At 44.9% G+C, this 22,975-nt stretch carries 18 protein-coding genes; 9 read left to right on the top strand and 9 right to left on the bottom strand.

Annotation, left to right across the window (positions count from 1 at the left end):
- Positions 1–7 precede the first annotated feature (7 nt).
- Both C1X04_RS01720 and araD read right to left on the bottom strand, forming a co-directional pair.
- Complete coding sequence (locus tag C1X04_RS01720; RefSeq protein ID WP_137169033.1) at positions 8–775, bottom strand: HpcH/HpaI aldolase/citrate lyase family protein; 768 nt, start codon at positions 773–775, stop codon at positions 8–10.
- Positions 776–2,497 (bottom strand): L-arabinonate dehydratase, encoded by a 1,722-nt coding sequence (gene araD, locus C1X04_RS01715; protein ID WP_137169032.1) that lies wholly within the window; start codon positions 2,495–2,497, stop codon positions 776–778.
- A gap of 241 nt (positions 2,498–2,738) precedes the next feature.
- On the opposite strand from araD, the gene C1X04_RS01710 reads away from it, so the two are divergent.
- On the top strand, positions 2,739–4,199 hold the full coding sequence (locus C1X04_RS01710; protein WP_110574812.1) for an NAD-dependent succinate-semialdehyde dehydrogenase: 1,461 nt from the start codon (positions 2,739–2,741) through the stop codon (positions 4,197–4,199).
- Between the two features lie 74 nt (positions 4,200–4,273).
- Positions 4,274–5,038 carry an SDR family NAD(P)-dependent oxidoreductase gene (locus tag C1X04_RS01705; protein ID WP_137169031.1) on the top strand — a complete coding sequence of 255 codons (765 nt, stop codon included), beginning with the start codon at positions 4,274–4,276 and terminating at the stop codon, positions 5,036–5,038.
- Between the two features lie 83 nt (positions 5,039–5,121).
- On the opposite strand, the gene C1X04_RS01700 is transcribed toward C1X04_RS01705, so the two are convergent.
- Entirely contained in the window at positions 5,122–6,291 is a 1,170-nt protein-coding gene (locus C1X04_RS01700; RefSeq protein ID WP_175404876.1) for a beta-propeller fold lactonase family protein, read from the bottom strand.
- 290 nt (positions 6,292–6,581) lie between these two features.
- Here C1X04_RS01700 and C1X04_RS01695 point away from each other — a divergent pair, with 290 nt between their 5' ends.
- On the top strand, positions 6,582–7,250 hold the full coding sequence (locus C1X04_RS01695) for a DsbA family oxidoreductase (protein ID WP_110574805.1): 669 nt from the start codon (positions 6,582–6,584) through the stop codon (positions 7,248–7,250).
- A gap of 86 nt (positions 7,251–7,336) precedes the next feature.
- Here C1X04_RS01695 and C1X04_RS01690 read toward each other — a convergent pair whose 3' ends face one another.
- Entirely contained in the window at positions 7,337–8,797 is a 1,461-nt protein-coding gene (locus C1X04_RS01690) for a benzaldehyde dehydrogenase (protein ID WP_137169029.1), read from the bottom strand.
- A gap of 328 nt (positions 8,798–9,125) precedes the next feature.
- Between C1X04_RS01690 and C1X04_RS01685 the strand changes: the two genes are divergently transcribed.
- A complete protein-coding gene (locus tag C1X04_RS01685) occupies positions 9,126–10,889 on the top strand; it encodes a sigma-54-dependent Fis family transcriptional regulator (RefSeq protein WP_137169028.1) in 1,764 nt (587 codons plus the stop codon).
- A 92-nt stretch (positions 10,890–10,981) separates the two neighbouring features.
- Here C1X04_RS01685 and C1X04_RS01680 read toward each other — a convergent pair whose 3' ends face one another.
- From C1X04_RS01680 to C1X04_RS01660, 5 genes are all read right to left on the bottom strand, one after another.
- Positions 10,982–11,746 (bottom strand): coniferyl-alcohol dehydrogenase, encoded by a 765-nt coding sequence (locus tag C1X04_RS01680; RefSeq protein ID WP_254682311.1) that lies wholly within the window; start codon positions 11,744–11,746, stop codon positions 10,982–10,984.
- 304 nt (positions 11,747–12,050) lie between these two features.
- Complete coding sequence (locus tag C1X04_RS01675; RefSeq protein ID WP_137169026.1) at positions 12,051–12,644, bottom strand: Crp/Fnr family transcriptional regulator; 594 nt, start codon at positions 12,642–12,644, stop codon at positions 12,051–12,053.
- Entirely contained in the window at positions 12,619–13,593 is a 975-nt protein-coding gene (locus tag C1X04_RS01670; protein WP_137169025.1) for a DMT family transporter, read from the bottom strand. Before C1X04_RS01670 ends, C1X04_RS01675 begins: the two co-directional genes overlap by 26 nt.
- Positions 13,590–14,435 (bottom strand): arylamine N-acetyltransferase, encoded by an 846-nt coding sequence (locus C1X04_RS01665; RefSeq protein ID WP_137169024.1) that lies wholly within the window; start codon positions 14,433–14,435, stop codon positions 13,590–13,592. The genes C1X04_RS01670 and C1X04_RS01665 overlap by 4 nt, the downstream gene beginning before the upstream one ends.
- A gap of 185 nt (positions 14,436–14,620) precedes the next feature.
- Positions 14,621–15,895, bottom strand: a complete 1,275-nt coding sequence (locus C1X04_RS01660; RefSeq protein WP_137169023.1) for an ABC transporter substrate-binding protein — start codon at positions 15,893–15,895, stop codon at positions 14,621–14,623.
- A 187-nt stretch (positions 15,896–16,082) separates the two neighbouring features.
- On the opposite strand from C1X04_RS01660, the gene C1X04_RS01655 reads away from it, so the two are divergent.
- The 5 genes from C1X04_RS01655 to C1X04_RS01635 all read left to right on the top strand — a co-directional run bounded on the left by C1X04_RS01655 (position 16,083) and on the right by C1X04_RS01635 (position 22,974).
- A complete protein-coding gene (locus C1X04_RS01655; protein WP_137169022.1) occupies positions 16,083–18,614 on the top strand; it encodes a hypothetical protein in 2,532 nt (843 codons plus the stop codon).
- Positions 18,615–18,712: 98 nt separating this feature from the next.
- Complete coding sequence (locus C1X04_RS01650) at positions 18,713–19,798, top strand: glycoside hydrolase family 105 protein (RefSeq protein ID WP_137169021.1); 1,086 nt, start codon at positions 18,713–18,715, stop codon at positions 19,796–19,798.
- A gap of 52 nt (positions 19,799–19,850) precedes the next feature.
- Complete coding sequence (locus C1X04_RS01645; RefSeq protein ID WP_137169020.1) at positions 19,851–20,942, top strand: ABC transporter ATP-binding protein; 1,092 nt, start codon at positions 19,851–19,853, stop codon at positions 20,940–20,942.
- Positions 20,939–21,928, top strand: a complete 990-nt coding sequence (locus tag C1X04_RS01640) for a carbohydrate ABC transporter permease (RefSeq protein WP_110574782.1) — start codon at positions 20,939–20,941, stop codon at positions 21,926–21,928. The genes C1X04_RS01645 and C1X04_RS01640 overlap by 4 nt, the downstream gene beginning before the upstream one ends.
- A 2-nt stretch (positions 21,929–21,930) precedes the next feature.
- Positions 21,931–22,974 (top strand): carbohydrate ABC transporter permease, encoded by a 1,044-nt coding sequence (locus tag C1X04_RS01635; protein WP_137169019.1) that lies wholly within the window; start codon positions 21,931–21,933, stop codon positions 22,972–22,974.
- The last annotated feature ends 1 nt before the right edge of the window (position 22,975 follow it).

Here is a 22,975-nt window from a genome sequence, read left to right as displayed (position 1 = left end):
GACACCTTTATGATTTATTCATTTGCGCCAAATGCGCTTTACACTGACCCAACATGTTCGCCAGATCATTGGCAATCGACACAAAACTAAAGCCAACTTCTAATGCCCATTTTGCATCGTCTGGCGTCGGCATCACGGTTCCCACAGGAATCCCAGCTTGATTACAAGCTTTCACACAAGCCACAATTTTGGCACGCACATCAGGATGATTGACTTGACCAGGCAAGCCCATTGTCATCGACAAATCACCAGGGCCGATAAATACCGCGCTCACACCATCAAGTTGACCGATTTCCACCGCAAGCTCTAATGCTTCAACCGTCTCCAACTGAGGAATCAAACACACCTGCTCATTGGCTGCCGCAGGGTAATCTTCACGAGTGGTATAACGTGCAGCACGATGCATTTTGGCAAAGCCACGTTTGCCCAATGGCGGATACATACTAGCCTGAACAATGGCTTTCGCTTCTTCGACCGATTCAACAAATGGGAAATACAAGGTCATACCGCCTTGATCCAATACTTGCTTAATCGCAATCGGATCGTGGCTTGGCATACGCACCACCGCTGCGGTTGGCGTTTGCTCAACCGCACGTAAAATCGGCGTAGTATCGTGAATGCTGGCAGGGCTGTGTTCTAAATCCACCACCAAATAGTCATAGTTCAAAAACGCCATAGCCTCTGCGACCGTTGGGCTACCAGACAGCGTCCAGCCTCCAATCAACTTTTGACCATCCAGTAAACGCTGTTTAAATGGGTTAATCGTCTTGCTCATTTAGAATATCTCCGGTTCATCGATGACAGCGTCACCTTGTAAAAAGTCAAAATCGCACCCTTCGTTTGCTTGGGTGACATGGGTTGAAAACATAGCGCCATAACCACGAGCAAACTTTGGTGGTGGTGGTGCCCAAGCCGCTTTTCTCGCCGCCATTTCTTCGTCACTAATTTCTAAATTCAGCGTGCGCTTTTCCACGTCCAAGGCGATCCAGTCGCCGGTCTGAACAAAGGCCAGCGGCCCGCCAACATAAGATTCAGGCGCAACGTGTAAAATACAGGTGCCGTAATGGGTGCCGCTCATGCGCGCATCGGAGATACGAACCATGTCACGCACACCTTTTTGCAAAAGCTTTTTCGGAATCGGTAAACCGCCCCATTCGGGCATACCAGGACCACCAATTGGCCCCGCATTTTTCAGTACTAAAACAGTATTTTCATCCACATCAAGCTCAGGATCGTCGATCTGCGCTGTCATTTGCGCGTGGTTTTCAAACACCAAGGCTTTACCACGATGATTCAATAAATGCGGAGACGCTGCTGAGGGTTTACACACCGCGCCATCTGGGCATAAGTTACCGGTGATCACACCTATCGTACCGCGGTCATTGACTGGGTTATCTAAAGAACGAATCACGTCGTCATTGTAAATTTCCACGCCTTCCAAGTTCTCACCCAAAGTACGACCGTTCACATTACCTTGATCGAGATGCAAGAAATCTTTTAGGCGCGTTAATAAAGCAGGCAGACCACCCGCATAAAACAGGTCTTCCATTAGGTATTCGCCCGCCGGCATTAGGTTGGCGATGACCGGCACTTTACGCGCCCATTCATCAAACAAAGACATAGGCAGATCAATGCCTGCGCGTCCCGCCATGGCGATCAAATGGATAATGCCGTTCGTAGATCCGCCCAACGCCACATAAGTGACGATAGCGTTTTCAAAGGCTTCTTTGGTAGCGAGGGTTTTAGGTGTCAGGTCTTCAAACACCATCTTGGTAATACGTTCCCCAGCAAGGGAGCAAAGGCGTTGATGGGCAGAATCGGCCGCGGGAATGGTTGCTGATCCCGGCAAACAAAAACCCAACACTTCGGCCATAGAAGTTAATGAAGACGCGGTTCCCATAGTGTTACAGGTTCCTACAGAACGCGTCATTTTGGCTTCGAGTTCGAGCCAGTCTTCATCACTTAAATTACCCGCACGTTTTTCATCCCAATATTTTCGAGTATGAGTGCCCGTTCCTATTTTTTCGCCTTTGAAATTGCCGTTTAGGCTCGCGCCTGCAGGAATATAAATGGCGGGAATGTTCATACTGATGGCGCCCATTAATAGGCCCGGTGTGGTTTTGTCGCAACCGCCCATTAAAATCGCACCATCAATCGGATGACTGCGTAGCAGCTCTTCGGTTTCCATCGCTAGGAAGTTGCGATACATCATGGTTGTTGGCTTAACCATCACTTCACCAAGTGACATGGCTGGCATTTCTAATGGGTAACCACCGGCACGAATAATGCCTTCTTTCACAAACTGGGCACGCTCTCTAAGATGAGTATGACAAGTACTGATGTCGCTCCAGGTATTAATGATGCCTATAACAGGGCGGTTCATAAAATCGCTGCGCTTGTATCCAGTCTGCTGCGTTCGTTGTCGATGCGCAAAAGCTCGCATATTGTCAGGAGCAAACCAACGCTGACTGCGAAGGTCTTCGATACGTTTTGCCATGATGTAGTCCTGTTCTTTCAGTGTTTATTTTTATCGTTCGAGCGCTTAACCAACAATGATTGTTTACGGCTTCTTCAAACTTATGATATAACTCTTATATAAGACATAAGAGAAGTCAAGAACTATCCCATTACTCACTAAAAATAATGAACAAAAGTGGCAACAAAAAGCAGCGACTTGAAATAGACACAATCCATAGCAATCTAAAAATAAGACACATTCATTAAAGAGAGGTACCGCAATGCTTGAACTAAAGAACAAAGCACTCCTACAAACAAAATGTTTAATCAATGGAGAGTGGGTCGAATCTGCAGAAGGCAACACGCTCGATGTATTCAACCCAGCGACCGGTGAATTAGTAACAACCATTGCGAGCGTAGGTCCAGCCGAAACACAACAAGCCATCGCAGCGGCCGAAGCAGCGCAAAAAACTTGGAAAAAGAAAACCGCCAAAGAACGCGCGGCATTATTACGCCGCTGGCATGATCTACTAATGGAAAACCAAGAAGACTTAGCGAAGCTAATGACCGCTGAGCAAGGCAAGCCATTGGCAGAGTCTCGTGGTGAAATCGGCTACGCTGCGTCTTTCATTGAATGGTTTGCAGAAGAAGGCAAACGCATTTACGGCGACATGATCCCAACTTACGCACCAGATCGTCGTATTCTAGTCATGAAAGAACCCGTTGGCGTGTGTGCCGCTATTACACCTTGGAACTTCCCTGCCGCCATGATCACTCGTAAAGCGGGTCCAGCGCTTGCGGCGGGTTGTACCATGATCATCAAGCCTGCCTCCGAAACCCCGTTAAGCGCGTTGGCCATGGGTGTACTAGCAATCGAAGCAGGTATTCCAGCAGGCGTGATTAATATCGTTGTGGGTAAAGCGAGCCAAATCGCCAAAACTCTAACCGACTCTTCTGTTGTACGAAAACTGACATTTACAGGCTCTACACCAATCGGCAAATTGTTAATGAAAGATTGTGCCGACACCATGAAAAAAGTCTCTCTTGAACTTGGTGGCAATGCGCCTTTCGTTGTCTTTGACGATGCCGATATCGACGAAGCGGTTAAAGGCGCCATGATGTCGAAATACCGTAACGCGGGCCAAACCTGTGTTTGTGCCAACCGCATTTATGTTCAAGCCGGTGTATACGACGCCTTTGTCGAAAAATTTGCGGCGCAAGTGGCCGCAATGAAAATCGGCCATGGCACTGAAAGCGGTGTCGAACAAGGCCCGCTGATTAACCGCGCGGCAGTGGATAAAGTTGACGAGCACGTACAAGATGCCATTAGTAAAGGCGGTAAAGTCGTCACAGGCGGTAAACACCATGAGCTTGGCGACAACTTCTACCATCCAACGGTTATCGCCAATGCCACGCAAGACATGTTGTTTGCCAAAGAGGAAACCTTTGGTCCTTTGGCCCCCGTCTTCAAATTTGAAACAGAAGACGACGTCATCGCCATGGCGAACGACACGGAGTACGGCCTAGCGTCTTATTTCTACTCACGTGATATTGGTCGTATTTTCCGTGTAGCAGAAGCGTTAGAAACAGGCTTAGTCGGTGTGAACGCTGGCGTCATCGCTACAGAAGTTGCGCCATTTGGTGGTTATAAAGAGTCAGGTCTAGGTCGTGAAGGTTCTAAATACGGCATTGACGATTACATCAACACCAAATACGTTTGTGTTGCCGGTTTAGATAAATAGCGGACAAACCAAAATTTACAAAGAGTGCTCACTCCAACGTGAGCACTCATTTTTTGTCGATCGGAGAATAATACATGCCGACATTAACCAACCAGTATCCTTCCTTAAAAGACAAAGTCGTGTTTATTACTGGCGGTGGCTCAGGGATTGGGGAATATCTTGTTCATCACTTTATGGGGCAAGGCGCACGCGTTGCTTATATCGATATTGATGACGTTAGCTCTAACGCTTTAAACCAAAAACTGAGTGACGAATTTAACGCCACACCTTGGTTTAGAAAAGTCGATGTCCGTGACATTGCTGCCTTGCAATCGGCCATTGACGACGCAGCACAAGAGCTTGGCAACTTAGACGTATTGATCAATAACGCGGGCAAAGATGACCGCCATAAAATCGAAGACGTTACGCCTGAATACTGGGACAACTGCCTAAATATCAATATGCGTCCGCATTTTTTTGGTATGCAAGCCGCAGCGAAATGGATGAAAGAAGGCGCAAGCATTATCAACATGGGGTCGATCAGTTGGATGCGTGGCCGTGCTGGCATGGTGGGTTACACCACATCAAAAGGTGCGATTCACACCATGACACGCACTATGGCACGAGAGCTTGGCCCGCGCGGTATTCGTGTTAACTCTATTGTTCCGGGAGCAGTAGTCACAGAACGCCAAAAAGCGCTTTGGCTAACGCCAGAGTTGGATCAAGAATTTATCGACGTACAATCCCTGAAATTTCGCATTCAACCAGACGATATTGTTGCCATGGCGCTGTTTCTTGCCTCCCAAGACAGCCGCGCCTGCGCAGGCCAGAACTTTATCGTAGATGCAGGTATTGTTTAGCCGTCTTAATTAATGAAAAAGCACTCTTCTGCTCTACATTAGGGTAAGAGCTAGTGGAGTGCTTTTTAGCTATCTATTAAGAGTTAAAGATCAACAATCTCAACCCAATTAGCCCCTTCACCAGTTGGCGCTTCATCAACCTTAGTGAGCTCGCCAGTCTCTACATCGACTCGATATAAACCTAAATTGGCGTCTTTTTCACCCGACACCACCATAAAGCGACCATCTTTACTGAGCGCAAAACCACGTGGTTGTTGCTCGACAGATGTCATGTTTTGGTAGCTTGGCAGGCCAGTTTTTTGGTCAATCGACAAAGTCGTTATGATACTTTTGGTTCTCTCAGACACATATAAAAAACGGCCATCAGAGGATAAATGCATATCAGCAGCCCAAACTTTAGGAAGGTCATTAGTGGCTTTTATAGAAGGCGGCACACCGTTTTCCAACGCTAATTCCTTAGCAGGAACACCTTCCGTTGCGCCTTTTAGCGCCAATAAACCAGACTTAGCATCATACTCGTAAGTCGTTACCGTTCCAGACAATTCCCCTAGAACATAAACGTAATGACCCTCTTTAGAAAAGACAAAATGCCTTGGGCCTGCGTATTGTTCCGTTTTAACTGCAGCAGGAGAATTTGGTGTTAATTGACCCGTTTGTTCATCAAATCGATACTGCCTTATTTCGTCATCGCCTAAGCTAGAAGAAAATACAAATCGATTGTCTGGGCTGGTGTGAATAGCATGGGCATTTCGGCCTGCATCCAGTACTTGCTGCGCCTCATGACGAACCACACCGTTATCATCGATAGGACTAACACTGATTAAATTGCCGCCGTAAGACGCTGCAAATAAAAACCGTCCCGATTTATCCGTATCAATATTCGCCATACTCGAGGGTAAGTTCGCCTCACCTTCCTCTGCTAAATCCCCTGAAGCAGGATCAATGCGGTAGGAGATAACACGAAAAGGTTCAGAACGAATAGATGCGTACAAATGAGACTTATCAGGACTGACTGATAACGGCATTACATTATTACCGGTTTTTGTGCTGCCAAGCGGCACTAACTTAATCTCTTTGCCATCTACCTGCTTGTTATCTAGAAGGTACCGAGTGATCGTGCTGTCTTTAGCATTGGAAACATACACATACTGACTCGCATTAGTATTCTGAGACATCATTCCTAATCCTGTTGCGCTCATAAACAGTAATGCTCCAGAGAACATACCATTCATTGATTTGTTAAATATCGTCATTATTGTTTTTATCCTTGCCGAGCTAAACAAAAGCCTTTTGTGGAGCTGAACAGAAAGCACCATACCAGCAGCTCTAGATGTATAACATCATACAGAAGTAGAATCAGCAACAAACATTTTATGACCATGGCAGGTCTGTTCTTCGTTAAATTACTCAGGTTTGTGTAAATTATCTGCAATGGTCACTGGCGGCCGTCTTTTTCTCTTTTAATTCTTACACACGCCCCCATCTATTTTTCAATGCACAATTTTTAACCTTAGCCTTTTATTTACAAGCGATGGGAACCACTATGAAAGAGCCATTAGATATTCAATTTGTTTCCGATGTGATGTGCCCTTGGTGCGTTGTCGGTCTTGGTAATCTCAACAAAGCACTTGAGCAACTAAACGATAAAGTCGATGCCACTATCACTTTTCAGCCCTTTGAGCTAAACCCAAATATGCCAGCTGAAGGTCAGGACTTAAGCGAACATATCACGGAAAAATACGGCATTAATAAAGAACAGTCAGACCAAAATAGAAAAATGATTGAGGCCCGTGGCAAAGAAATCGACTTTGATTTTAACTTCAATTCTGAAAGCCGCATGCGCAACTCATTTGATGCTCACCGCTTGCTGCATTGGGCTCAGCTTGAAGGCAAACAGACAGAACTTAAAAACGCACTATTTAAAGCGCACTTTACCCACAACCAAGATGTGAGTGACCACAAAGTACTCGCCAACCTTGCCGCTAGCGTGGGCCTAGACCCAGCAGCTGCAAAAGGTATTTTGGATAAGAACCACTTTGCCGATGAAGTCCACCAGCAAGAGCAAATCTGGCAGCAGAATGGCATCACTTCGGTTCCAACCGTCATTATCAACAACGCCTACGCGATTTCTGGTGGCCAGCCAGCAGAAGTCTTCAAAAGCGCAATAGAAGAAGTGCTTGAGAAACAAAAAGCAGAACAAGCAAACGCTTGATAAAAAGCCCCATGTTGTTTATCCATTCATTGGAAAAAAACGTGGGGCTTTTTAAGTTTAAAATAGCTTAGCCACTTTTACTTAGATTAAAATGGATAAGGCGTCGCATTTTGCTTAACCGTTACCCATTGCCAATGAGTATAAAGATCCCAATCCGCAGGGCCACAAACCGAATTGCCATTACCGGATGCACCACAACCACCAAAGGGGTTAATGCATTCATCATTAACGGTTTGATCATTTATGTGCAATAAACCAACATGCAACTGAGCCCCAATACGCTGCGCACGGGAAAGATCATTCGAGATCACCGCGCCCGCTAAACCATATTGCGTATTATTGGCCATCGCAATCGCCTCCTCATCGCTTTTAAAGGTAACGATATTGACCACTGGACCAAAAATCTCCTCTTCAAAGGAGCGCATGCCTGGTTTCACATTGCTCAATACTGTTGGCGAGTAAAAAGGCCCGTCATAGGTGCCGCCCGCTTCTAACTTAGCGCCCGCCGCAATGGTGTCTTGTACAATGGCATGAACTTTTTCAAGTTGACGCTGATTAATCAGAGGCCCCAAAGCCACCTTTCCGGATACAGGGTCGCCAACCGGTAAATGCTGCGCTTTTTCGACAATTTTTGCGGTCAACGCTTCTGCGATGCTTTCTTGAACCAAAATACGGCCAGATGCCATACAAATTTGCCCTTGATGGAAATACGCGCCCCAAGCAATATTGCTTGCCGCTACATCAAGATCGGCGTCTTCCAAAATAATCAGTGAGCTCTTACCACCTAACTCAAGAGACACTTTTTTCAAGTTACGGCCACAAGCTTCACCCACTTTCCGACCTGCCGCAGTAGACCCAGTGAACGCCACCATACCTATTTCTGGCGCGGCACAAAGTGCTTCCCCAGCGTCTACTGCACCTGGGAAGACTTGAAATACTCCCTTTGGTAAACCAGCGGCTTCCAAAGCAAGAGCGAGTATAAAACCACCCGTTACTGGCGTTTGAGGATCGGGCTTGGTTACCACAGCATTCCCCGTCGCTAAGGCAGGAGCAATCGACCGAATAGAAAGAATCATTGGAAAATTAAAAGGCGAAATAACACCCACCACACCAATCGACTTACGTGTTGCATAAGACATGCGTTCAGGCCCAGCAGGTAGCGTCAGACCATTAGGCTCCAATGTCATATTGGCTGCCAATTGCAGGATTAATATGGCTTCTTTTACTTCGTGTTGGCCTTTAGGAATGATACCGCCCGTTTCACGAGCGATATACAAAGCAAGCTCTTCCGCATTATCTTGAATAAAAGTCGCTGCTTTATGAAACAAGGCTGCCTTGTCTCTCGGTGGGACCTTTACCCATTCTTTTTGCGCTTTCTGCGCCCGTTCGCATGCGGCATATACATCGTCTGCTGTGGCGATGGCCACTTCACTTAAAACCTTACCTGTTGCTGGCTCTATCACCTCTTGCTTATTTGAGGCCGCAACCCAATCACCTGTAAAAAACGCCCCAGACCATTTTTTGGATGCCAGTACGGATACCGTCATATCTGCTCTCCTATTTATTTTTATTGATTGGTTTATGACTAGAATGACAACTGCAATGCAGACAAATTTGCCTGTTATCCATTGCATATTTTTCGTTCTAATACTTAAAGCAATACCTATGCCGAAATATGATTATTTTCTTTTCACCCTACATAGAGTAGCTAAACCATTGATAAACATTGCATTTAAGCCACATTGAAAAGAATCAACACGGTTTAGCATAGCTTAAATATTGCACAGCACACTTGACGATATCATCAAACACAATCAACACTAGGAAAAAAGCAGTTGATCATTTCATCAAGCAGATGAAAGAGGAAAAATAATAATGACAAACTCGCATCGAATTTCCTTGGCAGATTTGGCTAAAAGCAGCGAAAAGATCTTACTCAAAGGCAGCTCCCGTGAACTAGATAGCCAACACACTCCCACCGTAGAAGAGCTGACCGAATGCCTGTTTTTCTCGCCAGGAGATGGCCGTATTTGGTTAGACGATCAACGCATGCTGTTAATCCATAGTTCTTCATTTGGGCTCTTACGACGCGAAATGATTGACTCTCTTGGTCTTGATAAGTCTCGCGACATTCTCACTCGAACGGGTTATCTATCTGGCCTGCGCGACGCTGAGCTCATTCAAAAGCGTTGGCCCGATTCGGACCCCGCCTCCATTTTTGAAGCCGGTACTCACCTTCATGGTTTAGAAGGCGTTGTTAAAGTGGAAACGATTTTCTTTGAGTTTGATACTGAAAAGGGCCTGTATGACGGTGAGTTTTTTTGGCATCACAGCAGTGAAGACGAAGAACATATTGCTGCCTATGGCATTGGGAGCTCACCCGCCTGCTGGATGGAGTTAGGCTACGCCATCGGCTACGTCTCAGGCTTAGTGGGTTCTTTGGTAATTTTTCGCGAGGTAGAATGCCAGTCCATGGGACATTCCATCTGTCGAGTCGTCGGTAAATCTGCTGAACTTTGGGACGATATCGAAGACGACATTCGATTTCTCAACGTCACCACCAACGAAGCAGACATGCGTATAAAACCAGATACGCAGTTCGATAAGATGGAGTTGGATACACCGGATGATCAGCCCAAAATGATTGGCGTATCCGCTGCGTTTACCGCCGCGAATCATTCATTACAAAAAGTGGCACCAACGAATGCCACCGTTTTATTCACTGGCGAATCTGGCGTCGGCAAAGAGCTTTTTGCCAGCATGCTGCATAAGTTTAGTCGTCAAACAGGTCCTTTTGTGGCATTTAACTGCGCCGCTATTCCGGAAAACCTAATGGAGAGTGAGCTATTTGGAGTCGAAAAAGGCGCTTACACTGGCGCGACAAGCAGTCGCCTAGGACGTTTTGAGCGAGCAAACGGTGGCACTCTATTCTTGGATGAAATCGGCACGCTGAGCCTTGCAGGGCAAAGTAAATTATTACGGGTTTTACAAGAAAAAGAGGTAGAGCGAGTCGGAGGAGTCTCGGCGATTAAGGTCAATGTACGAGTCGTCGCGGCAACCAATGTCGACTTGCGTAAAGCCGTTGATAAAGGCGAATTCCGCGAAGACCTTTTCTTTCGTTTAAACGTATTTCCTATCCATTTACCGCCACTAAGAGATAGAAAAGCCGATATTCCACTGCTCGTTAACCACTTCTACCATCAGTTTTGCCAACAGCATCAAAAAGCCCCTTCGGGCATGACTCAATCTGCACGACAAGCGCTATTAAATTATGGCTTTCCGGGTAATATTCGTGAGCTACAAAATTTAATGGAGCGCGGTGTGATCGCTTCAGAAGAAGGCGAACCCATTGATCTGCCGCATTTGTTTAGAAATGAGTTTATTCCCGAAGACATTATCTATTCCGTAAATCACCAAGGCACGCTAAGCCATGTTGATGACAAAAAAGCATCCACAAACTCCCTCTTAGAATACATCACGCAATTTGTCGGCGGGGAAGATCATCTTGATATCGAAAAGCTTGAACAAAGCCTATTACAAGAAGCCGTCGATAATGCCCAAGGCAACTTATCAGAGGCCGCAAGGCGAGTTGGCCTAAGCAGGCCCCAACTGGCTTATCGATTAAAGAAGAATAAATAAGACCCAAACATTGCCATGCAAAATAAAAGAGCCCCATGAGGAAGCTAGATCACGGGGCTATCTTTTGCATCTGTCTGTCGTAGTAAACCTCATTAAAGATACGTTGAAGCTAAACCGCCATCCACAGGAATATTCACGCCACACACCCAGCGGGATGCATCAGAGCAAAGAAAGCCAATCACTTCAGCCACTTCATCCGAATACGCTGGACGAATCATTCGTTCTGCGTCTTTTTGGACACGTTCTTCGCCTAACATAGACACAAAGTCGCCTAAAATGGGCGTAAAAACAGGACCGGGAGCCACACAGTTCATGCGTACGCCATGATCACGAAACCAAGTAAAGGCTTGTTGCGTAGACCAAACAATCAGGGCTTCTTTAAAATATTGATAACAGGTTTCTTGTGGCACAGGGTTCTTTTTCAGCCAAGCAGCGCCTTCTTCAAAATAAGAGGTGTCCGCTAACGCCTTATGCTGTTCTAAACGCTCTGGCCATTCAATACCCAAGACAGAGGCTACATTGACAATGCTGGCACCCTTAGTGAATCGAGGAATAAGCGCTTCCGTTAAATGACGTAAGCCCAGATAATTCACCCGACCAACCAAATCAGCGTCAGCCGTACCGGGAACACCTGCAATATTACAAAGAGCATCGATTTTTTCTGGTAATGAATCTAAAGCAGCATCAATCGCGGTAGGATTACCCAAATCTATTTGTACAAAGCCATCCAGCGTCATACTGGGTTCATTACGATCAATCCCTATAACCCGCGCACCGCGGAAACGAGCAAGCCTTGCTACGTCTGCCCCGATGCCAGAAGACACACCAGTAATTACGATCGTTTTATTCGTTAGCATTATCTTGTTTCTCCTTATTTTTGTTATGAAACATAGACAAAGTAGAAAGACGCTACTTTGTCAGTCCGCAACAAGGAGAATTGCATGGAGTATGCCTAAACAGAAAAGCAGCCATAAATTTTCTTAATAGCATTTCAAGGCATTGATACTCATAAGATTTTCTTATCTAGAAATAAATAAATGGATGAAGGCTCTGGCGCCGTGCGTCCCAATTCATTTCATCAAATGGTCAAATCCAATAAAACAGCTAGGGACAAAATTGATGATTTAAAGAAATAGTCAAAAGGGAAAATGGCAGCAATTATCAGTCTTTCTGCCATTTCAGCTTCTGTCGAATTCTACTCAATGCCACCGGCGTAATTCCGATATAAGACGCAATTTGTTGCTGTGGAATCACATTTTTAAGTTCAGGATAGTCGGCACAAAAATCGAGATAACGACGCTCTGCTGAATGTTTTACAAAAGCATTTTCGCGCTCTTCTTTAGTAATAAAAATACGTTCAAGAAATTTGGCGTAACACTCTAAAAAACCAATATCCTGACGCATCTGCTCGTAAAAAGTTCGCCAAGGATAAGAAGAGACCATGCAATCTTCTAAAGCTTGAATTCCGAACAAAACACGTGCTTCGGTCACCATCGCCTTGGTTGAGCCAATGATTCTGGGACTCTTGGCAAAGGTTTGCGTGAACTCTTTCCCTTCATCAGAGACACTCACATAACGCACTAATCCAGAATGTAAAAAGAACAGACGATTCGCAAAATCCCCTTGCTGAAACAAATAATCGCCTTTTCGAATGACATGAATATCCATTGGCACCGTCAGTCTTTGCCAATCGATGTCATAGCCCAATTCGTTAAAATAGGCTTGAAAGCTATTTTGCAGTTGCATTCGATCCATGGGCTATTTTTACCTTGCTGAAATTGCCATCAATAAGAAACAGTGCGATAGCTAACAATACAATGCCAGAAGCGAAAGGCCAATCGACCAAGCTTAATAAACGCGATTGTGTCAGCGCGGTAAATAACGCCACCCAAACGGGTATCGTATAAGACATCGCAAGTAAGCGACTTGCCCCAACCGCCATCACCAAACGCTGCTGCAATACAAAGGTAAATAAGGTAGTAAACACCGTTAAATACAACACATTTACCCAGAAACCTTGCGACAACCATTGCACCTGACCAAGCTCCCCCCAAATCAACGCAATAGGCAGCAGCCACAAGGTGCCAAATAACATAATCATAAACGCGCCGGATAATGCCCCTAACGAACGGCCCCACTTTTGAACCGACACCACATGCAAGGCCAATAAGAAACACGCCCCAACAAAAATGTAATCACCGGAATGCCACTGAAATCCGTCGTTACCCTGAGCAGGAAAGCCTTTTGTAGAAACACCTTGTGTAGAAAACAACACAGTCATCGCGCCGATTGAGCCAAGAACAAACCCGACAACTCGCCACACAGGTGCGATTTCCTTGAGCCAAGCTCTCGCAATCATCACACCAATTAAAGGAACCAGTGTATACAAAACAGACGTATTCAGAGGCGTAGTCGACTGCAACGCCACAAACAATCCGATGAAGAATCCCACCAACGCGCCGCTTATCACCACATAATGAAAAAGCCGCTGACGAGAAGCAAACAACGCCTTAAACTGCTCGGTTTTATTCAACTTAGCTCGCTGCCAACTGAACAACAACGCTGGCAACATAATCAACATTGCCAATAAAAAGCGAAACGCTGAAGTCGCAACCGGACTGGCGTATTCCACCATATGACCCGATACGATAAAAGAAGACGCCATCAACCAAGCCCACAGCAACAAGGTAAAAAATGAGCTCATGACGTTACCCCGACTTTATTTTCGGCCAAAATAGGCGCCACAAAGCGGATAAAAAGATGCTCAATCACAGCTGGCTCAAGGGTAATATCAAACTCAGAGCTCAAAATATTGCCCAATGATTCAGGGCTTTCAATTAACTGCTTGCGCTCGCCGTGGCGATCTCTAATCGTAAGTTCGGCATTCACCAAAGCAACCGTCTGGTCTTGCTTCTTCAAGGTCACCATCAAGTTCTTTAAAAACACGGCACTAGGATGTTTATGAGAATAAAAATGCCCCAGCGCGCAATCAGCATCGGTATAAACAGCGCTATCAAAGCGATAAAGGGTAAAATAGTCATCGCCCTTCACGACCTGCAAATCATACTCACCATTGCCTCTGCCTAGCACTCGATAACGATCTAAACCAGCCGTTTGCGGCGTGTTTATATCTAACCGCAACGGTGCAATCGGCCCATTACCACCAAAACCGGTATCGACCAAATAACTCACGCCTTCTAAGGTTAACAAGGTCACTCGATGCGTTCTGCCCGCTTCACGCTCAACATTATTATTCAGTACTCTTGCCAACTTAAGCTGCACGTCATAACCCAAGGCTTTTAATAGCTCAAACGTCAACTTATTATGCTCAAAGCAATAACCACCCATACCACGCGTGACGATTTTCTCGCTGATTGCCTCTACATCCAGAGAAATATCTTCCCCTAGCACCACTGCCAAACTATTAAAGCTATAACGAGCCACATGCTTTTCTTGCAACGCCATAACAAATTCAATGTTCAGCTGCTCCGGAACCGCCAACCCAAGGTCGGATACATAGTTTTGTAGACTTGGTGATAACAACATAATTTGCGCCCTTTAATAATGAACAAACATGGAATACAACCAAGATTACAGGAGCCGAGCAGATAAGGAATTAACATAGGTTAAGGAGGCTTCCTTTATATAGTCAGATTTTAGACAAAAAAAAGCAGCGTTTTACCGCTGCTCAAACTTTCGCCGTAGAAGCCTTATTCATACTAGATAAAGCACTATTGCTTACTTAACTCCGCGTTACCTTTTGCAACATCGGAAGCCATTCTGTCATAAGTTTCCTCAAGGGTTAGTTCACCTACGATCAGCTGACTCATTCGTTGTACAGCGGAGTCATAGACGATATTGGCGCCTTTCGCTTTTTGAAGTCGACGGATGCTCTCAGTGACATTGCTTGCGTTATTTGCAAACACAGTCATCGCTGCTTTAGCGTTTTCATCATCAAGTTGGTAATTCAGGTTTTGTACATTTGCACCTAGGATAATAATAAACTCTTCTGCAAGCTCTCTTTGTACGGGCTCAGAACCCAAATACTCAATCAATTCAGCGACCGCTTCAGGGTGCTTAGTATGTTTAAATGCCGCCACATAAGTTGCTCCTGGCATAGGAATACAGCCACCATCACCACAAGGCGCATCCAAAGCACTCCATTCAAATGCATCACCTATTTTTTCTTTAAAAGGGTTTACCATCCAGTTACCCGCAAAATAGGTCACTACGTTGGCATTAATAAACTCGTCGCCCATATTTTTATAGCGAGTACCGCCTGCAGCTCCCCACATTTCTTTGGGGAAAGCCCCTGTTTGAGTCCAGTGATAAAGGTCTTTTATGTAAGCTTTAGTAGGCGCATCAGGGAAATTAAAGGTGCCATCATCATTAACAAAGTTGGCACCATAAGAATAGGCCGGTCCACTAAAACGGTGCCCTGAGCGGTCCATAGTGAAAGGAATATCGACGCCAGTTTTATCTGCTACTTTTACTGAAGCTGCAACAACATCAGCAAGCGTTGCACCTTTTTTAGGCAGCGGGACTCCAGCTTGTTCAAACAAGGTAACATTAACAAAAGGCTGGTTAAGAGTCTGTGATGCCACATAGCCACCAATCTTATCTGGGGCACTCTTTTCATCGCGCAATAAACTCAATGTGTTGCCATGCAGTTTCGCAAAGCCATCGGGATCCTTCATATAAGGACGTAAGTCTAAAGTGAATCTTATGAGTGAATTATCCGCGATTTTCGCAAGATCAGGGCCTTCTCCTACAGACAGCTGTAAAGGCAGCTGTTCTTTGGATTGCGCATAACTGGTCGTAACGTACTCCACCGAAATATCTGGGTGTGCTTTATCAAACTTTTCTACCAACTCACCCATTTTTTTTACATAGTTAGGATCATCATCGGTAAACCAAAAAGTTAAATTTTGTGTTGCAGCATGTGCCTGTCCAGCCAATAACGATGCGGCTGCAAAAGTACTTAGAACAAGATTCAAACGAGCCATTTACTTCACCTCATTTTCTTTTTATTTGATCAAGGTAATGAAAATATTTTCATTAAAATAATTCAATACTTACTATTGATAGCGATTAGATTATAGACATATACTGAAAAAAATTGCCAAATATATTTAAAACATCATTTTAAATAAAAAATAATGAAAAAAATTTCACTAAGATAAGAGACCCATAATGAATAAAAATAAAATCTATTGGGACCTTGCTACTAACAGCGCAATCAATCGCTGGGCTATGTCTCCTGCAGAAGAAACTTATTTTCCAGGCGAAGCCAGAACCATGCCTGACGCCGTAGACTATCGCTTTATTAACGGCTGGGTAGATACAGGGGATCTACCCTGTAGAGAAAGTTTGAGGGAACATATTGCTCAGCGGACCGTATCCCTTCCTAACGACCTTTCTTTCCCTGAAATCTATTTTGGCGGCGAAGACAATCGCGTAGACTTTTCCACTTTTCGCTTTCGCCCAACTTTAATAAAACGCTGGCTGACTTGCTCTTTATACTCCGAACAAGCCCAAGAAGCTGAGTTTTCCTTAGAAACTTGCGGCGGTGTCCACATTTGGCAAGATGGCGAAAAAGTGATTCAGCTTGACCATTATCAACGCAATGAACCAACAAGCCAGTCCTTCACCTTAAACCTTCCAAAAGGGAACTGTGAACTGATTGTCTTTTTGGAGGAATTACATGAACGTGACGCTAGCTGCTACTTTGTCTTGACGCTTAAAAAAGGCGATCAAATCAAAACGGGGCTATCCCTTGAAATCGACGAAGAAGAAGTAAAAGAAATCGAGAAAACACTCGAAGGGTTACGCACTAACCAAGTATTTTATTGCAATGAAGATCTATTAATTCAAGCAGATTACAAACCTAAAAAAGCCACCAAAGTACAACTTGATACTGGTAGCTATCCAAGCGAAACCGTTACTATGAATGTATTGCTTGATGGCATGAAGATGCAAGAAGAAGTCAGCTTTTTCGTTGAAAAATCATTTTCTTCAGCCACTCTTTTTAATACAACAGGGCTAAACGCAGGTTGTATCTCTCTACGTTTCTTAGTTAAAACTGGACCTCTTACTTTTAGCCGCAGCCTTGGCACGACCATTTTACCACCAGCGATCGATGTTACTGCTGAGAACTTAATATCTCGTAAAGCACTCGCCTTAGAAACCATGCTCAGCCATGGCAAAGAAGAACCAGCCAGAGCCTTAGCTGCTCTGGCCTTAAAACAACAGCCAGAATTAGCCAGCCGCCTTATTGAACGTGCTCTACTGCCTATTAAAGAGCGCCATGATTGCGCGGATTTCTGGATATTACCTCTTCTTTGGATGTACAAAAGCTATGGTTACTCTCAACTCGAACCAGCCCTTTGGGATCAAGTCAAACACGAAGTACTAAACTTCCGCTACTGGCTAGATGAACCAGGCAACGACGTCATGTGGTTCTGGAGTGAAAACCATGTTTTATGCTTTCACGTTGCGCAGTACCTTGCCGGCAGCTTATTCGAAGATGAGATCTTCCCCAATAGTGGTAAAACAGGCAAACAACACAAAGCTCAAGCCCACGCTCGTTTAATACGTTGGTTTGACTCAATGGATGATCACGGGCTGGCAGAATGGAACTCAGCGGCTTACTACCCGATTGATTTTCTTGGCTTATTTACTCTAATGACCAATGCAGAAGACGACAGTTTGGTTTCTAGGGCTAAGCAGTTGATTGATCAGATTTTTATCATGGTCGCCCTTCACACCACTGGCAGCGTATGCGCCGGCTCTCAAGGTCGCATTTATGAAAAAGAATTACTAGCAGGACCAGCAACCGAGCTTGGATCGATAGCCGCCATAGCTTTTGGTGGACAATGGTATCCAGGCTACGACCGAGTAACCGCGTTATTAGCAGTGAGCGACTACCAACCGCCTCAGCTTTGCCAGCGTTTACTAAGTGTGCCTGCTGGAGAATCCATTTACTCAAGATACACGCAAGGCTTAGATCACAACGCGAAGATCACCCTATGGAAGTCTACGTCATTGCAGCTATCGACTGTATCCGACTACAAGACAGGACAAAAAGGCCACCAGCAGCACTTTTTAGATGTGCAAACCAACGCCCACCCATTGGCTCGTTTCTGGATCAACCATCCTGGTGATCTAAAAGTTTGGGGAGGTAGTCGACCTTCTTATTGGGCCGGCAATGGTGTTCATCCTAAAGTGGCGCAATATAAAAACATAGGCTTTATGATTTTTGACCAAAGAGCCTTCACTGACTCTATTAACTTTACCCATGCGTTTGTACCAGCGCCAATCTGTGACGAATTTATTGAAGAGTCTAATTGGCTGTTTGCTCGTTCTGGTTCAGCGCTAATCGGTATTTATTCGTCTCAAGCCTTACAACCACTAAAACACGGACTTTACTCTGGCTATGAGTGGCGTGCCTACAGTAATCATTCCGCATGGATAGTGATTACTGGAGAAATAGAAGAACACACGAGTTTGGCCCGTTTTCGTGAGCACTGCTTAGCACACGCCCCTGAATTCCAAGACGAAAACAACCAAGTCAGTCTAAATTATGACAATGGCACACTGACCTTAAACTACCTTTCTGGTATTCATCTAGAAGGCAAACCTATCCCGTTTGCCCCCTTGTCGCCAATACCACACTTAGCTTTTTGCAACACCGAACTTATACCTTGGCAGGACTTATCCTCATAACGTCTTTTATCACAATGTATTAGGGCTATTTATCAGCCACAGTTTATCAAGGCTCTGTTTATTAAATGATAGAGGCTAAGTATTTGGAGAGCACAAACATGCAAACAAACATCAATACACATACTTTAAATAAGGCTTTAACATCATTGTCCAGAGGTTTTCGCTCACTTAAAGGCATAGGCAATGTCGAAGCAAAATCCAGTGATGATATTCTTTTCGACGAATGGGATTGGGAAGTTGGTGTCGGGTTATACGGTGATTTTCGTGATGCTAAAGAACGCAATGACCAAGCCGCACTTGAACGCATTGGCCGCTGGTATGATTGGCAGATCCAACGTGGTTTACCTCGCCGCCAAGTGAATTCCACTGCTCCTATGCTAACGCTAGCACTACTAGCTGAACACTTTCAACGGGATGACTGGAAAAGCATTGTCGAAGAATGGGCCGACTGGATTCACACAAAAATGCCAAAAACCGAAGAAGAAGGATACCAGCATCTCGTTAAAGAACGCGATAACGACGGTGAACTTTGGGATGACACCTTATTTATGGCCGCTTTGTTTATGGGAGCGGCAGGCAAACTTTGCCAACGCCCAGAATGGACACAAGAAGCACAATATCAGTATTTATGTCATATCCGCTTTCTTGGCGACACTCGAAGTGGCTTGTTTTACCATGGCTGGACTTTCCTTGGGCGTCACAACTTTGCCAACGCACTTTGGGCTCGAGGTAATGCCTGGCTAACCCTTTCCATTCCTGAACTATTCCGCATTCTTGAGCCACAAAGCGTCACCGCCCGACAGCTCAAAAATGTGTATTTAACACAAGTCAGAGCCCTAAAAGAATGCCAGCGTAAAGATGGCATGTTCCATACTCTGCTCAATGACCCTAGTTCACCTATTGAAGCATCGGCCACCGCAGCCATTGGTTATGGTTTACTGGCTGGCTGTCGCGAAGGGCTGCTAGACATTACTGAATACCAAGAAATGATTCATTTATGCCTAAATGCAGTGATCAAAAGGATCAATGAAAATGGCATTCTAGAAGAAGTTTCAGATGGCACGGCTATGGGTCACTCTTTAGAGTTTTATAAACAAATTGGCAACACCCCAACACCCTACGGCCAAGCACTTGCCTCACTCTTTCTATCTGAGTATCGGAGTTTTACTAACAAAACACACTAACACTCACATTAACAAATACTCTCATAACGATAAAAAAAAACAGGAGCAACACATGGCTGCCATTCAGCTCAAAAACCTTCACAAACGCTATGAATCTATTGATGTCATGCATCATGTCAATGTCGACATTGAAGATGGCGAGTTTGTCGCTTTAGTAGGGCCTTCAGGTTGCGGCAAGTCTACTTTATTACGTTTAATTTCTGGATTAGAAGACATTACTTCAGGAGAAATCCTATTTGATGGCAAAGTCGTTAATCGACTTTCTCCTGCTGAGCGAGAAATCGCCATGGTGTTCCAATCCTATGCTCTCTATCCGCATATGACAGTGAAAAAGAATCTTTCTTTTGGTCTTGAAAATCTCAATATGGACCGGGCCATCATTGAAGAGCGCATCCAAAAAGCAGCCAAGCTACTTGACCTTCTACCTTATATGGACAGAAAGCCTAGAGCTTTGTCTGGCGGTCAAAGACAACGAGTCGCTATTGGCCGAGCCATAGTCCGCAATCCAAAAGTATTTTTATTTGACGAGCCTCTATCTAACTTAGACGCTAAGCTGCGCGTACAAACTCGCGGAGAAATAACTAAGCTTCATAAAAAGCTTAATACCACCATGATATATGTTACCCACGATCAGGTGGAAGCCATGACCATGGCTGAGAAAATTGTTGTGGTAAACGCAGGTAAAATAGAGCAAGTCGGCAAACCACTAGACCTTTTCGAACGCCCTGCTAATCGTTTCGTTGCCGAATTTATTGGTTCCCCCAAAATGAACATGTTCAAGTCTAAAATTACCAATGTGTCTGACAGTGGAATTGAAGTAACTTCCAACACTATTGATCACTTCTGTATTCCTGTCGCCTCAGAGAACGCCAAAATCGGCGACAGTGTCACCCTTGGTGTTCGGCCTTCACACATAGAAATAGCCGAGTCTGGAATTCCACTGGAAATCACTCAACTAGAATGTATGGGACATGAAACTTTTATCTACGGGTCAATCAAAGGAGAAAGCGAAGATCTAGTGGCACACCTCCCACATCATTTTGAGGCCGAAATTGGCGACACAATCTATCTCCGCTTCAGCTCCCAATTTATGCACGTTTTTTGTGATAAAACCGACCAAGCATTTAAGAGGATAGAATCATGAAAAACCTGTCCGCTTTCCTTTTCTCGATTCTCGATAAATTCATGCGTTTCATTGAATTGCCGACAGTCTATCTGCAGAAAAAGATAGGCGTGCAACGCATGGGCTACCTGTTTGTCGCTCCAAACATGGTGCTATTTTCTTTATTCGTTTTTTTACCTGTTGGTTTAGCCATAGCTTACGCCTTTACCGGCGGCACTAATATGCTGATCTGGGATCGTCCATTTATCGGCTTCGAAAACTTTTCTCGCCTACTCAACTGTGGCAGCTACATGGACCCAGCTAGTTGTGAGTTTGACCTATTTTGGACAGCGATTCACAACACATGGTGGTACACATTACTTAACGCCACAGGCACTTTAGTCATGGCGCTTATCACCGCAGTGGTGCTAAACCGCCTAACCAAAGGCAAAGCGCTTTTCCGCTCCATTTTCTTTTATCCGGTACTGCTTTCTCCTGTAGTTGTCGGTCTAATCTGGAAATGGTTTCTTGCTCGTGATGGGTTGCTGAACTCGTTGGTTCTAGACCTTGGTGGCGAACGCACCATTTTTCTACTGGAGGTCTGGTGGTCTCGCTTTTGGGTAGTTTATGTCTCTATATGGTTTCATATGGGCTTCTTTACTCTGATCATTTTGGCGGGCCTACAAGCCATTCCAAGAGACATTTACGAAGCTGCAAAAGTCGATGGCACGAGTGAATGGCGACAGTTCTGGCGTATCACCCTGCCATTACTCACACCAAACTTATTAGTGGTTGCTGTGCTCTTATTGATTCGATCAGTGCAAGTATTCGATGAAGCCTGGGTACTGACAGATGGTGGTGGTCCCGGAACCGCAAACACCTTTATTGTGCAATTTATTTATCAAACCGCCTTCAGTTCAGAAGTTAGACTCTATGGTCTGGCATCTGCGGCATCGGTATTAATGGGCTTAGCCCTACTCGCGCTGACATTAATACAAGTCTGGCTAGCGAAAAAAGCGGAGTACTAATTATGCTTAAATTTTTAACCCGTACTCGTCATCACGGCAAAATGGACATTACCGATATTTTGTCTTGGCTTTGGCTAACACTCGGCACCGCTGTAATTGCCATTCCAATTGCTTGGGCTATGCTGTCATCACTTAAAACTGAAGCGGAAGTGAACAGTTTCCCACCTAGCCTCATTCCACAATCTACGGTCAATACTCAGGTAGAAGGCTACGACAAAGATCTTTCTGTTTGGGAGTGGACTCAACCTAATGGCGAAATCAAAAACGTCGCCTTAGTACGTCGCATCGGTATAAAAGCCACGGTAGTAGACATAGACAACCCTGAAAAAACGTTTCAAGTACCCACTTCAGAAATCACTCAACTAAAGGACGTAAATTTCCAATGGCAGAACTATACGGACCCTCTTGAACGTTTTGACTTTTTTACATACATCAACAACACGGTATTTGTCACCGTGGTCGCAACAATTTTGACACTACTGCTTAATTCTATGGCGGCCTTTGCTTTATCCAAGTATAAATTCCGTGGCAAAAACGCAATCTTCATGTTGATTTTGTCCACCTTGATGCTGCCACTTTCTGTCATAATGGTGCCCGCCTTCATTGTCATTGTCGGCTTAAATTTAGCCGATAATTTGTGGGGAGTTATATTTGCAACGGTCGCCACACCAACTGGTGTGTTTATGCTGCGCCAATATATGCTAACCATCCCAGATGATTTGATAGAGGCAGCACGAGTTGATGCGGCTTCAGAATTTCGTATTTACTGGCGCATAGTGTTACCGCTTTGTGCACCAGCTCTGGCGGTATTGGCCATATTCTCTGTAATATGGCGATGGAATGATTTCCTCTGGCCATTGATCGTGTTATCAAGTCCAGAGAACTACACGCTACAAATTGGGTTAAATGCTTTCCAAGGGCAATTCTCGGTAGAGTGGCACTATATTCTCGCGATGACCGTTATTGCACTGTTACCAGTGACCATCGTCTTTCTTGTTTTACAAAAATACATTACTGAGGGCGTAGCAGGCAGTGGAGTCAAATAAA

The sequence above is a fragment of the Marinomonas sp. FW-1 genome (assembly GCF_005222245.1).
GTDB classification, from domain to species: domain Bacteria; phylum Pseudomonadota; class Gammaproteobacteria; order Pseudomonadales; family Marinomonadaceae; genus Marinomonas; species Marinomonas alcarazii.
Note: the sequence above shows the minus strand (reverse complement) of the source record. Positions and strands in the feature narration are given on the sequence as shown.

Coding starts and splice junctions, on each gene's coding strand:
- C1X04_RS01720 (WP_137169033.1), bottom strand. CDS start 775: ATGAGCAAGACGATTAACCCATTTAAACAGCGTTTACTGGATGGTCAA.
- araD (WP_137169032.1), bottom strand. CDS start 2,497: ATGGCAAAACGTATCGAAGACCTTCGCAGTCAGCGTTGGTTTGCTCCT.
- C1X04_RS01710 (WP_110574812.1), top strand. CDS start 2,739: ATGCTTGAACTAAAGAACAAAGCACTCCTACAAACAAAATGTTTAATC.
- C1X04_RS01705 (WP_137169031.1), top strand. CDS start 4,274: ATGCCGACATTAACCAACCAGTATCCTTCCTTAAAAGACAAAGTCGTG.
- C1X04_RS01700 (WP_175404876.1), bottom strand. CDS start 6,291: ATGACGATATTTAACAAATCAATGAATGGTATGTTCTCTGGAGCATTA.
- C1X04_RS01695 (WP_110574805.1), top strand. CDS start 6,582: ATGAAAGAGCCATTAGATATTCAATTTGTTTCCGATGTGATGTGCCCT.
- C1X04_RS01690 (WP_137169029.1), bottom strand. CDS start 8,797: ATGACGGTATCCGTACTGGCATCCAAAAAATGGTCTGGGGCGTTTTTT.
- C1X04_RS01685 (WP_137169028.1), top strand. CDS start 9,126: ATGACAAACTCGCATCGAATTTCCTTGGCAGATTTGGCTAAAAGCAGC.
- C1X04_RS01680 (WP_254682311.1), bottom strand. CDS start 11,746: ATGCTAACGAATAAAACGATCGTAATTACTGGTGTGTCTTCTGGCATC.
- C1X04_RS01675 (WP_137169026.1), bottom strand. CDS start 12,644: ATGGATCGAATGCAACTGCAAAATAGCTTTCAAGCCTATTTTAACGAA.
- C1X04_RS01670 (WP_137169025.1), bottom strand. CDS start 13,593: ATGAGCTCATTTTTTACCTTGTTGCTGTGGGCTTGGTTGATGGCGTCT.
- C1X04_RS01665 (WP_137169024.1), bottom strand. CDS start 14,435: ATGTTGTTATCACCAAGTCTACAAAACTATGTATCCGACCTTGGGTTG.
- C1X04_RS01660 (WP_137169023.1), bottom strand. CDS start 15,895: ATGGCTCGTTTGAATCTTGTTCTAAGTACTTTTGCAGCCGCATCGTTA.
- C1X04_RS01655 (WP_137169022.1), top strand. CDS start 16,083: ATGAATAAAAATAAAATCTATTGGGACCTTGCTACTAACAGCGCAATC.
- C1X04_RS01650 (WP_137169021.1), top strand. CDS start 18,713: ATGCAAACAAACATCAATACACATACTTTAAATAAGGCTTTAACATCA.
- C1X04_RS01645 (WP_137169020.1), top strand. CDS start 19,851: ATGGCTGCCATTCAGCTCAAAAACCTTCACAAACGCTATGAATCTATT.
- C1X04_RS01640 (WP_110574782.1), top strand. CDS start 20,939: ATGAAAAACCTGTCCGCTTTCCTTTTCTCGATTCTCGATAAATTCATG.
- C1X04_RS01635 (WP_137169019.1), top strand. CDS start 21,931: ATGCTTAAATTTTTAACCCGTACTCGTCATCACGGCAAAATGGACATT.